Source organism: Bacillus sp. MT94, assembly GCF_058792475.1.
On the sequence record NZ_JBXAEZ010000010.1, the window covers coordinates 49,769 to 62,087 of the forward strand.

Annotated in this window: 9 protein-coding genes and 1 pseudogene; 1 reads left to right on the top strand and 9 read right to left on the bottom strand. The window is 35.7% G+C overall.

Annotated elements, in window-relative coordinates; all coding sequences use genetic code 11:
• Window positions 1-170: 170 nt before the first annotated feature.
• A complete protein-coding gene (locus AC1Q51_RS25755; protein ID WP_000087652.1) occupies window positions 171-1,703 on the top strand; it encodes a BA3702 family sensor histidine kinase in 1,533 nt (510 codons plus the stop codon).
• Between the two features lie 44 nt (window positions 1,704-1,747).
• Here AC1Q51_RS25755 and AC1Q51_RS25760 read toward each other — a convergent pair whose 3' ends face one another.
• The 9 genes and pseudogenes from AC1Q51_RS25760 to hutI all read right to left on the bottom strand — a co-directional run bounded on the left by AC1Q51_RS25760 (window position 1,748) and on the right by hutI (window position 12,310).
• On the bottom strand, window positions 1,748-2,356 hold the full coding sequence (locus AC1Q51_RS25760) for an alpha/beta hydrolase (protein ID WP_098329675.1): 609 nt from the start codon (window positions 2,354-2,356) through the stop codon (window positions 1,748-1,750).
• Between the two features lie 24 nt (window positions 2,357-2,380).
• Window positions 2,381-3,319: a ring-cleaving dioxygenase gene (locus AC1Q51_RS25765; protein WP_000412726.1), complete on the bottom strand. Its 939-nt coding sequence runs from the start codon at window positions 3,317-3,319 to the stop codon at window positions 2,381-2,383.
• 340 nt (window positions 3,320-3,659) lie between these two features.
• The gene (gene putP, locus AC1Q51_RS25770) at window positions 3,660-5,138 is read right to left on the bottom strand and encodes a sodium/proline symporter PutP (RefSeq protein WP_142317819.1); all 1,479 of its coding nucleotides are present in this window, start codon (window positions 5,136-5,138) and stop codon (window positions 3,660-3,662) included.
• Window positions 5,139-5,530: 392 nt separating this feature from the next.
• A pseudogene (locus AC1Q51_RS25775) lies at window positions 5,531-5,855 on the bottom strand (CcdC protein domain-containing protein); the annotation flags it as partial.
• Window positions 5,856-6,032: 177 nt separating this feature from the next.
• On the bottom strand, window positions 6,033-7,607 hold the full coding sequence (locus AC1Q51_RS25780; protein ID WP_492331799.1) for a glutamate synthase-related protein: 1,575 nt from the start codon (window positions 7,605-7,607) through the stop codon (window positions 6,033-6,035).
• Window positions 7,608-7,674: 67 nt separating this feature from the next.
• Window positions 7,675-8,802 (bottom strand): alkene reductase, encoded by a 1,128-nt coding sequence (locus AC1Q51_RS25785; protein WP_000204598.1) that lies wholly within the window; start codon window positions 8,800-8,802, stop codon window positions 7,675-7,677.
• Between the two features lie 563 nt (window positions 8,803-9,365).
• Entirely contained in the window at window positions 9,366-9,827 is a 462-nt protein-coding gene (locus tag AC1Q51_RS25790; RefSeq protein ID WP_014482101.1) for a CarD family transcriptional regulator, read from the bottom strand.
• A gap of 261 nt (window positions 9,828-10,088) precedes the next feature.
• Complete coding sequence (gene hutG / locus AC1Q51_RS25795) at window positions 10,089-11,060, bottom strand: formimidoylglutamase (protein WP_016512447.1); 972 nt, start codon at window positions 11,058-11,060, stop codon at window positions 10,089-10,091.
• Window positions 11,039-12,310 carry an imidazolonepropionase gene (gene hutI, locus AC1Q51_RS25800; protein WP_071714694.1) on the bottom strand — a complete coding sequence of 424 codons (1,272 nt, stop codon included), beginning with the start codon at window positions 12,308-12,310 and terminating at the stop codon, window positions 11,039-11,041. Before hutI ends, hutG begins: the two co-directional genes overlap by 22 nt.
• Window positions 12,311-12,319: the final 9 nt, after the last annotated feature.

A 12,319-nucleotide genomic window follows, 5' to 3' on the forward strand; every position in this document is an offset into this window, starting at 1 on the left:
ATAAAACAATATAAGCTCCCCTTATTACCATCCTGCATTCACCTTGCAAAAAATAAAAAAAACAAAATTTATTCTATAACTTCCATTTTTTATAGAAATACACATTACATCTATATTATAGTTATGAATAGACAAATCTTTTTAGATGCTATTTGTACGGAGGAACTATTATGAGTCGTAAAAAATATTCACCAACTCAAAAAAAACGTCATCCGAACATTTCTAGACGTTTGCGAAACCATATACAAGATCGTTCATTAACAGAAATGTACGCATCTCTGTTCGAACACAATCCTGATAGTATTATTTCATTAAATTTAGAAGGAGTTATTCTACATATAAATCCTTCTGCCGAAAGAATATTAGGTTACACTTCTTTAGAATTAGAACAGAAAAATATTACCTCTATTTTAGAAGCCCATATTTCTGAGCAAGTATTACAAAATATAAAGAATACTGAAGCGGATAATCAACAAGAGTATATCTTATCTATTTATCATAAAAATGGATTCTTATTAGATGTTGTGACAAAACTAGTTCCTATTTTTGTTCAAAATCGTCTTACTGGCGTATATGCTATTATGAAGCCACTTGAAAAATCAGAAAGAATTGAGAATATGCTAAAAGAAAGTGAGAAGAGATTACGTACATTAGTAAACTCCATGCCTGCGTTTGTTATATTTAAAGATCATGAAGGGCGCTGGCTTGAGGCAAATGATTACGCACTTTCTTGCTTCAATTTCCATCATGTACCTTACCACGGGAAAAAAGATAGCGAACTCATTCAATATAATGAAGCATACCGAGAAGCTTTTTTACATTGTGAAGAAATCGATGAACTAGCATGGCAACAAAGACAAATTCTTCATGGCGAGGAATTTATTATACATAGAGATGATTTCGATCTAATCTTAAGTATATCAAAAGTTCCGCTTTATCATCCTGATGGTTCTCGCAAAGGTCTTATCGTGATGGGGAGAGATGTTACTGAGCTAAAAGAAACTGAAAAGTTACTACGAAAATCAGAGAAGCTCGCAGTAGTCGGACAACTGACAGCTGGAATTGCCCATGAAATTCGAAATCCACTCACTTCTCTAAAAGGTTTTCTAACGTTGCTCCTCCCTGAAATAAGTGAGGAGCAGAAATGGTATATCGATGTTATGTTAAGTGAGATTTCACAAATGGAATCCATCACGAGTCAATTTATGGCGATGTCTAAGCCACAAGTATTATCTATCCAAACTTGTAACATACAAACTTTAATTGAAGAGGTAGTTACATTTATTTTACCGACTGCAATTATGCATAGCGTTCATATCATCATGGATCATTTTGATTACGTATATGATATTCAATGTGACGGTAACCAATTAAAACAAGTGTTTATAAACATATTAAAAAATGCGATAGAAGCAATGCCAAATGGCGGAAATATTTTCATCCAAACAAAACCATTAGAGGATAATTTCATCTTAATACGAATTATCGATGAAGGTTGCGGCATTCCTGAAGATCGTATCTCCCGTCTAGGCGAACCTTTTTATAGTTTAAAAGAAAAAGGCACAGGACTAGGATTAATGATGTGTTACAAAATAATTGAAGAACATCATGGTAGATTACACATTTCAAGCGAATTAAATAAAGGTACGATTGTTGATATTGAGCTACCACTTTCTTCATCTCATCTCGCAATCCAGTCTTAAATAAAAAAGAAGCATCTACTAATCGTTAGCAGATGCTTCTTTTTTTAAAATGCTTTGTCATACCACTCTTTTGCTTTTTCTACTTCACCCATCGTTAATTGATGCCCTCGATTTTCCCAATGCATTGTTACATTCGCATTTGCATTTTCTAATAGTACCTTCAATTCCTCTGACTCTGCTGATGAACAAATTGGGTCATTTGTCCCAGCAGCAATAAACACAGATTTCCCTGCTAAATTTGCTAATTGCATTCCTCTTCTAGGTACCATTGGGTGATGAAGCACAGCACCTTTTAATGCATTTTCGTAATGGAATAATAAGCTTGCTGCGATATTTGCCCCATTCGAATAACCGATAGCTACAATGTTATTTCTATCGAATTTATATTCTTTAGCCGATTCATCTAAAAATTCATTTAATTCCTTCGTACGGAAAATTAAATCCTCTTCATCAAAAATGCCCTCTGCTAATCGGCGGAAGAAACGCGGCATCCCATTCTCTAACACATTTCCCCTAACGCTTAATACCGACGCTTCCGGATCAATTATTTCTGCAAGTGGTAGTAAATCTAATTCATTACCACCTGTGCCATGAAGTAATAACAACACTGGTTTTGACGTATCTTTTCCTTTTTGAAAAACATGTTTCATCATAATCCTGTTCCCCCTTCAATCACTTTAATCTAAATTTCTCACTTCAAATGGTAAAAGCGTTTGTTCAATCTGTTTTCTATGTTGTTCATATTGTTCCGGTAACTTTAATTCCTCACCCATCGTCTCTAACGATTCATCATGAGCGAAACCAGGAGGATCTGTTGCAATTTCAAATAAGATTTCACCATGTTCTCTAAAATAAATCGCGTTAAAATAATTTCGATCTTGTACAGGAGTTACGTGATATCCAAAACGCGACACATGCTCTTTCCAGTCTAGCTGATCAGCATCGTCAATCGCTCTCCAAGCTATATGATGAACTGTACCAACGCCCATTTGGCCACGACCGATTGTTGATAATTTCAAATCAATAATATTTCCAATATCAGCAGAAGAACGGAATCGAACAAATTCACCCTCTTCTCCAATTTTCTCAAGACCCATAATATGTTCTAACAATTCAGCTGTTTTTTGAGGCTGTGCAGATAAAAGAACAGCACCTCCAAACCCTTTAATTGCTACTTCTGGTGTAACTTCTCCAAAACTCCAATTATTTAATTCGCCTGCTTCTCTTTCAACTAATTCTATATGCAAACCATGCGGATCATCAAATTCTAAATACTCCTCTCCAAAACGAGTCATTTTCGTATACGAAACATCGAATTTTTCTAATCTATTTTCCCAAAACTCCATTGCACCTTTTGGTACAACGTAAGACGTAATTCCTACTTGACCATCCCCAATAATACCTTGACGAGCACCTGCCCATGGGAAAAACGTAATAATTGTTCCAGGTTTTCCTCCTTCATTTCCAAAATAAAGGTGGTACGTACCTGGATCATCAAAATTCACTGTTTGTTTCACTAAACGTAACCCTAATACACCAGCATAAAAGTCTACATTTTCTTGTGGATGCCCTACAATCGCTGTAATGTGATGGATTCCCATTGTTTTCTTTTCCATTTCTTCCACTCCTTTTTTATTTCATTATAAAAATTCTTTTACATTTAAATTCATTATTCATTTTGTCCATGCTACAAAGTAAAATCCGTCATTATAATTTTATCTCGAATTCGAGATATCGATTATAAAAATACACATTAACTTCCAGCTTGTCAATTCATCTCAAATTCGAGATAGTTTTTAAAAAATATTTACTCCATTTAAAATCTTTATTCAAAGTACAAATTAACTTGAACTCAAATTTATTATAAGTTACTTACTTTTAGTTGTCAATAAGTTCCTTATTTTCATTTTAAATAAAAAGAGAGTAAACGCCAGTTTCGTTTACTCTCTTCGCTAATCATTTCGTTTCTTCTTCCAATATTGCTTCCATCTCATTAAATTCACGATGAACTGCCTTAACGGGTTCTTTCGTTAATAAACTTACAACGATAACAGTTAATAAACTACAGAAAAATCCAGGTACCATTTCATACATAATTGCTTTTAAACTTAGAATTTTTACCCATGCTATAACAACTACTGCACCAACAATCATACCTGCAAGAACGCCCCATTTATTCGTTCTTTTCCAATATAAACTTAATAAAATGGCTGGTCCGAACGCTGAACCAAATCCAGCCCAAGCATAACCTACAAGTGTTAAAATTGTATCACTTGGATGATACGCTAAAACAACTGCGATCATAGCTACTACTAATACTGACAATCTACCGATAAATACAAGTTCTTTGTCACTTGCATTACGACGGAAAAATGTTTTATAGAAGTCTTCCGTTACTGCACTTGAAATAACAAGTAATTGTGAGGAAATACTACTCATAATCGAAGCCAAAATAGCTGATAATAAAAATCCTGTAATGTACGGATGGAATAAAATATTGGAGAATGTTACAAAGACCATTTCTGGGTCTTGTAATGTCGCATTATTTTTAGCATAATAAGCGATACCAATTAGACCAGTAAGCATTGCACCTATAATTGAAATCGTCATCCAACCGATACCGATTCTACGAGAAGTCTTTAAATCTTTAATAGAGGTAATTGCCATAAAACGGACAATAATATGCGGTTGACCAAAATACCCAAGTCCCCATGCTAAAAATGAAATAATGCCAAGTATTGTGGTCCCTTTAAACATATCTAAATGCGATGCATCGACTTGTTTAATCGTATTAAATGTTTCTGTTACACCACCGACATCCGTAAAAGCAACAATTGGCACTAGTACAAGCGCAATAAACATAATACAACCTTGTACAAAGTCCGTCCAGCTTACGGCTAGAAAGCCACCGAATAGTGTATACGCAACAACGACACCCACTGTTACAAATAAACCAATTTTATAATCTAGGTTGAAAGAATTTTCAAACAAACGTCCACCTGAAACTAAACCAGCCGACGCATAGAATGTGAAAAATACTAAAATGACGATAGCGGAGACAAAACGAAGTATTTTCGTACGATCTTTAAACCGATTCTCTAAAAAGTCTGGAATCGTAATTGAATCATTTGCCACTTCTGTATACGTTCGTAAACGTGGGGCAATGATTAAATAGTTTGCATAAGCACCTATTAATAAACCTATCGCAATCCATACACTTGATAATCCTGTTGCATACATCGCACCAGGTAATCCCATTAGCATCCAACCACTCATGTCAGAAGCACCAGCTGATAAAGCTGTAACTGCTGGACCGAGTCCCCTTCCACCTAACATATAATCTGATAAATCGGATGTCTTCTTATAAGACCAATATCCGATATACAACATACCTGCCATATAAATAGCAAGCGAAACCATAATTTCAATCTTCACCAAATCTCTCCCTTATTCCATAAGCCATTCAAAATTTCGAAAAACGACTTTTTCTATTTTCTTGTTTTCGCTTATGGTTCCCTACCTTAACAAACATTTTTTGTTCTTTCAAGTGAACGAGCACTTTTCATTACATGTGAAAACCTTTATAAACGCCTTTATCCCAGTGGATTACAATGATTTTTCAAGGGATTAAAGTAATAATATTCAGAAATTAAACAGTGTTTTTTCACACCTTATTTTTATTCGTTTACCCGATAAATTTTAAAAGAAAAAGCCATACAAGTGTATGACTTTTAGCTTATTGACGTCTCAATTTTCGCTTTCTCTACATATACTTTACGAAATTTCATATAGCATCCAATACGCCAAGGTACTATATAACAAACCGCAAGAGTATAGAAAAGAATGCCGATTGACTTTGGATCTAAACCTTGTAAATGTCTTCTAAAATAAGCACGTAAAAGAACGATAACTAAAAATGTAGCAATAAAAGCGATACTTTTTTGCATAAATTTGACCATCTTCTCTGACTTCATACCCACTTAAAATAATAAGTGGAATTGACAATAACAGTCCGATCCCAGCAGCTATACCAATTTGCCAATCAGCAAGTTGCATCGGTGCAGCATATAAAGAAAAACCTGGTAATAAGAAAAATAATGGCAATAGTAGTTGTCTTCCTTTATTATTAATTGGTCGATTCATAGAGCGCATGCGTCTAAATATAACGAGCCCTATGACGAGTAAAAAAATTGTAATACTGTAAGAACCTTGCTGCAAGTGAATCTCTCCCTAAAAATAGTCATTTTTAAAAATACTTCCCTATTATAATCCTAATTTTTCCAAAAATATGATTATTCCTTTAAAACATCTTACATATCAAATATACTTTTAGGTTTGATTTACTATAGGAAACAATTCCGAAAGAGGAACTACTCTCCCCACCTCGTCTTTAAACATAATATGCTCTCTAGTTAAATGGCGCGGGCTCTTCACTCCCGCTGCCGCTGCTAATGAAAATAAACTATATCTCATACTAATAATATAATTCATGACTCGCCACTTCTTCTCATACGGATCTAACGCTTTTTGATAATGCGGATTCGTCGTGGCTACACCAGATGGACATTGGCCAGAATTACATTGAAGGGCCATAATACAGCCGCTTGCCATCATAAATCCGCGGGCTGAACTTACAGCATCCGCTCCAATCGCTAAAGCAATCGCCACTTTATCTGGTGTGATTAATTTACCCGATGCAAATACTTTAAACTTGTTACGGACACCATAATAATTTGCTGTATCGATAAATGTAAGTAATGCTGGAATAAGCGGCAGTCCCATACAATCTGCCATCGATTTATACGTTGCCCCTGATCCGCCTTCTGAACCGTCTATTGTAATAAAATCTGGGTAAATATTTAGTTCTTTCATTGTTTTTATTAAATCTTCCAAAGGCTCCTGCTGACCAATTACAATTTTCATTCCAACTGGTTTACCGCCGCTTTCTTGCAACTGTTGAATAAAACAAAGTGTATCCACTGCATTCTTTAAAAATGAAAATCGATTCGGTGAATTAATCGTCTCTCCCTTTCGGACGTTGCGAACAAAAGCAATTTTCTCATTTACTTTTTGTCCCTCTAGATGACCACCACGTATTTTAGCACCTTGCCCAAATTTCAATTCGAATGCTCTAATATTACTTTCTTTCGCTTTCTCCATGAATTTTCCCATTGAAAAATTACCGTCCTCATCACGGTACCCAAATAACCCTGGACCAATTTGCGCAACGATATTCGCTCCTGTATGTAAATGTTCTGGAATAACGCCACCTTCACCAGTATTAATCCACGATCCGCCTGCCATTTTCGCTCCAAAACCACTCGCTAAAATATAATTTTCTCCAATCGCGCCGTAAGAAGTCGCAGATGCTCCAAACATGCCATGTAGTTTCCACGGATATTTACGGTTTTCACCGACTATAATTGCATCATCTTCTTCGTACAGCCAAAGATTCGTTGTATCCGCTGTCAATTTTTCTCTTCTTGAAAATAACCCTTCTTTATGAATCATGTACTTTTTACCTTCCCGCTCTTGCGAAAGATTCACACTTAATTCCTCAGTTAATATCGGAAATAATGTATTAGCAATATAATAGCCAGAAGCTTCAAAATCTCGTTTTGATCCAAAACCAAGTATTTCAGAGCGATATTTCGCTAAAAACATAACACTTTGAAAATCATAACGTGAGAAAGGCTTTCCATCCGTATCATGATCAAACCAATATTGTCGAAATTCAGGCCCTATCTTTTCCAGTAAGTAGCGCATTCTTCCTAAGTACGGATGTAACTTTAAAATAGAATGATGTGTTCGTTTTTTTATAAAAAATGTAATGATAAAAAAGATGATTAAAAGCAACATTAAAAATAGTAATATACTAATAATAACGAGTAGCGTTTCACTCATCCCGCTTCCCCCTATGAAATCCCATAATAAAAGGAGAACACTCGGTGTGCTCTCCTTTTATCTTTATTCATACTAACGTAGCAAGATGCTCTTTCGCGTCATATTCAACTAAACTTTCAGCATGTTTAATTCGATGAACAAAGTCTGGATTAGCAATTAACGGTCTGCCGAATGCCACTACATCAATTGTTCCTTCTTGCAACGCTTCTTCGGCCTCTTTCGGATTTAAATTACCAACCCCAACAATCGTACCATCCCAATATTTTCTTACTAGTTGATGAAAATTCTTTCCGTCAGCAATCTCTTGCGTATAATTCATCGTTGAGGGATGGATCATCGTTAATCCAACTTCTTTGAACATATTTACGAACGTTTCAATTGCAAGCTCAGGGTTTTCCCACATATAAGTAGGATTATCGCCTTTGAAAGCAGAGAAGCGAAGAAGTGTTTTATTAGCTCCAACAGCTTCTATTACAGCCGCCGTTACTTCTTTCATAAACGTTAACCTTTGTTTTAAATTACCGCCATATTTATCTGTTCGCTTATTCGCAAACTCATACGTAAATTGATCGATTAAATATCCGTGTGCACCGTGAATTTCTACTCCATCAAATCCAGCTTCAATCGCATTTTTCGCAGCTTGTGCGTATTGACCGATTACTTCTTGTATTTCTTCTAACGTCATTGCTTCTGGCGTATCAAACGGTTTACGAAAGCGTGGAACATTTCCCTCTGCAGCGATAGCAGATGGTGCTTGTGGCATTTGACCACCAATTATTTCATGATGACTCATACGCCCAACATGCCATATTTGAGCAATAATCGTCCCGCCTTCTTTATGTACTGCCTCTGTAACAGGTTTCCAAGAATCGATTTGTTCTTGTGTATAAATACCTGGTACTCCCGGGTTCCCTTTTGCTCTCGGACTAATGACAATTCCTTCTGTAATAATTAGTCCAATTCCATCCGCAGCACGTTTTCTGTAGTACTCCACTACATCAGCACCAACTACTCCAGTTTCATTATCTGCAAAGCATCTTGTCATCGGTGCCATCGCTATACGATTACGAAGAGACCAAGCTCCAATTTGAATTGGATCAAACAACTTTGTTTCTTCAACGTTTTCAAAAGATCCACCAGCGTTTACATTTGTTCCTTCATAAATACTCGCTGCTTTATTACTTGAACTTGTCATTTTTCTTCCCCCTAAAAAATCTTACTATAATCGCATCATACTTACTTTTAGATAGTAACGTCAATTTTTACGACTTTACAATAAAAAATTCGAATATCAAAAAAACAAAATACTATAAATAATATTAAAAAGGTTTCCTTAGAAGGAAACCTTTTTTGTTGACCATATATGGCTGTCAATTCGTTTATCTCTTTAATATAAAAAATACCTTATCAATAGAAGTGAATATGGTTCAGTATTCTTCTAAAAATAATAACTTATATACCTAAAACAATGAAAGCCCTACCTCTCTTTCATCCTTACGGCTCCTCGTCCGTGCCAGTGTGAATCAGGATTGCAAAAATCAAGTAACTATTTTATCGAAGTATTCAATTAAACTTCGAACATTCATAAATGAAATTAAAAAATAAAAATGGATTTGATTGTAGTAATAACAATAGAGGTAATGCTCTAAAAGTGGTTTGAAAGAGTTGAATGTCTTTGAAATGATAAATTTTCTATAATTATGTTCCCAAAAAATTCAAGATCTTTTTTGGGATATAATACATTATTTGTAATGAACCTTAACAAAAGCTTTTTATCTGATTTTCTGTGATACCTTCAATTAATCCCAGTTCACTAATCAAAAATTCATATGCGTTATCTAACATCTTCTTTTCGCTTGCATTAAGTGCTTTTTCTTTCTGTATACGCATTAAATCGCGCACAACTTCAGCACCTTCTTGCATTTTACCCGTCTTTATTTTATCAGTGTTCAATTTATACCTTTGTTTCCACGTAAGTAATCTATCTGATTCCCCATGTTGAAAAATATCCATTATGTGTGCTAATGCGGTTATATCCGTCACTGGTCGTATATTCGAATTCAATATTCTCCCTGCTGGAATCATTAGTTCCATATTACTAGCCGACATTTTTATAACATAATACTGTTGTTTTTCTCCTGAGACTTCCTTCTCTTCTATGGCTTTAATTATACCTGCTCCCTGCATTGGATAAACAATGTTATCGCCAATTTGAAACAAATAATCCACCTCCATATATGGTAACCTTCTCAAGCTTAACACACTTTTAGTTTTTTAGCAAAATTTTTATTTTATCATAAAATTATTTTACGCGTCAATACTTAAAAAGCAAGAAATTAAATTTACATAACACAATATAAAAACCCGCAATTTTATTAACGGTTGCACCCACATTCATTCTCTTTTAACATAAAAACACATTACTACATTTGAGTAGTAATGTGTTTTTGATAAGGCATAGATAAAGATCTACTTTTCCGTCTATATACTAACCTGCTTACTAACTATTTCCCTCGCTAAAAGAAAACTCATAATCACTTGCGCTGCTACTCTACTCGTCATATCCCTGAAATCAAGAGTTGGATCAATCTCTACTATATCCATCCCTTGAACGAGCGGTTCTTTACCAAGGAATTCAATCGCATCTAGTAAAGTCGTACTATCCATTCCACCTGGCCCAATTGCTGGACAACCTGGTGCAAACGCTTGGTCTAGTACATCCATATCAAGAGAAATATAAATAGAAGTCACACCTTGTTTTCTTAACACTTCAATACTTTCCGTGATAATATCTTTTATTTCTCGCTCTCTTACGTCTTTCATTGTATACACTGTTACGCCATGCTCTATTGCATATTCATGGTACGTACGTGCGTTAGAAAAATTACGAATTCCAATTTGAACAAGTTGTTTCCCTGTAATGACATCATTTTCTAGTAAACTACGGAATGGTGTACCATTTGACGGGCCTCCATCATCTAAATTACGTAAATCATGATGAGCATCAAATTGAATAATCCCGACCTTTCCTTTACTGTTTGCAAAGCCTGTTATACTCGGAAAACTAATCGAGTGGTCACCACCAAGAACGATTGGTATCATGTTCGGATTTACTTTCGTTACATGACCAACTGTTTTCGCAATTCGGTTATGACTTTCTTTTATATCCGTCACATGCATCGTAATATCGCCGCAATCATATAAGACACTTTCTTTCATATCGTGTTCTTCTGTAATTGCATATGTGCTGTATGCATCTAACATCGCACGAATTGTTTTTGGAGCAAAACTTGCTCCTGAATGACTAATAGATGGTTTAGAAAGGGGGGCTCCAATTAAAGCAGCACCGAATATTTCTACGCCTTCCTCCCAATCTTTAATCATCTCACTCCATTTTGTCACTTCACGATCAATAAACTTTGCATTTTTCTTTAAATAGTGGCCGTGCTCCACGATTGTTCACCTCTTGTATATGCAATATTACCATTCTTCCATACTGTATTCACATGACTTACGCCGTAATGATACGGTACGTAAGCATAATTGTAAGCATCCCATAAAACTAAATCTGCCTTACGACCAACTCTAATTTTCCCAGCTACATCACCACGGTTAATGGCATATGATGAGTTAACCGTTACAGCATTCCAAACTTCTTCTGGTGTCATTTTCAGTTTTAGCATCGCAATGCTCATAATAAGCTGAATATTTTCAGTTGGACAGCTACCTGGGTTAAAGTCTGTAGCTAACGCAACTGCAACACCTTCATCAATCATTTTACGACCGCGAGCAAAACTTTCTTTATTTAAATAGAAAGTTGTTCCTGGTAATAAAGTGGCTACTGTATTAGAGTTTGCAAGCATTTCAATTCCTTTATCAGAAGCGCCAACTAAATGGTCTGCTGATGCTGCACCGATTTCTGCCGCTGCTTCCGCACCACCAAGAGGGTCGATTTCATCTGCATGAATTTTCACATCAAAGCCAAGCTCTTTCGCTTTTAATAAAAACTCTTTTGACTCTTCGACAGAGAACACACCTGTTTCACAGAAAATATCAACGAATTCCGCTAATTGCTTCTCTTTCATTTCTGGTAGTAGGTCTAACATCCATTGTAAAAATTCTTTCGATCTACCTTTATATTCTTTCGGAACTGCATGAGCACCTAAAAATGTGGAAACTAAATCGATCGGATGCTCTTTTTGTAATTGTGCAGTTGCCTCTAATTGTTTCCATTCCGTCTCATCATCTAATCCGTAACCACTCTTCGCTTCTACAGTTGTAACTCCGAAAGATAACATACGGTCTAAATGGAATTTCGCTTTTTGAACAAGTTCTTCTTTCGATGCTTGTTTCGTTGCATTTACAGTCGAAAGAATGCCTCCGCCTTGTTCTAAAATTTCTAAGTACGGAACTCCTTGTAATTTTAGTGCGATTTCATTTTCACGAGATCCACCAAATACAAGATGAGTATGCGGGTCAACAAGACCAGGAGAAACCATTTTCCCGCCGCAATCAATAACTTCTTTCGCTTGTAATCCTTTCGCTTCTTCCGCTGTTCCAACGAAAGTAATTACATCGTTTTCAATTCCAACCGCACCGTTTTCGATAACAGGAAGCGTGTTCATCGCTTCCCGTCTTAACAAGCCATCTTCTTGATCCATTGTTAGTAATTGACCAATATTTATTAGTAAAGTGTCCAGCATGTTTTCTCC

Coding starts and splice junctions, on each gene's coding strand:
- AC1Q51_RS25785 (WP_000204598.1), bottom strand. CDS start 8,802: ATGACAAGTTCAAGTAATAAAGCAGCGAGTATTTATGAAGGAACAAAT.
- AC1Q51_RS25780 (WP_492331799.1), bottom strand. CDS start 7,607: ATGAGTGAAACGCTACTCGTTATTATTAGTATATTACTATTTTTAATG.
- AC1Q51_RS25760 (WP_098329675.1), bottom strand. CDS start 2,356: ATGATGAAACATGTTTTTCAAAAAGGAAAAGATACGTCAAAACCAGTG.
- hutI (WP_071714694.1), bottom strand. CDS start 12,310: ATGCTGGACACTTTACTAATAAATATTGGTCAATTACTAACAATGGAT.
- AC1Q51_RS25765 (WP_000412726.1), bottom strand. CDS start 3,319: ATGGAAAAGAAAACAATGGGAATCCATCACATTACAGCGATTGTAGGG.
- AC1Q51_RS25755 (WP_000087652.1), top strand. CDS start 171: ATGAGTCGTAAAAAATATTCACCAACTCAAAAAAAACGTCATCCGAAC.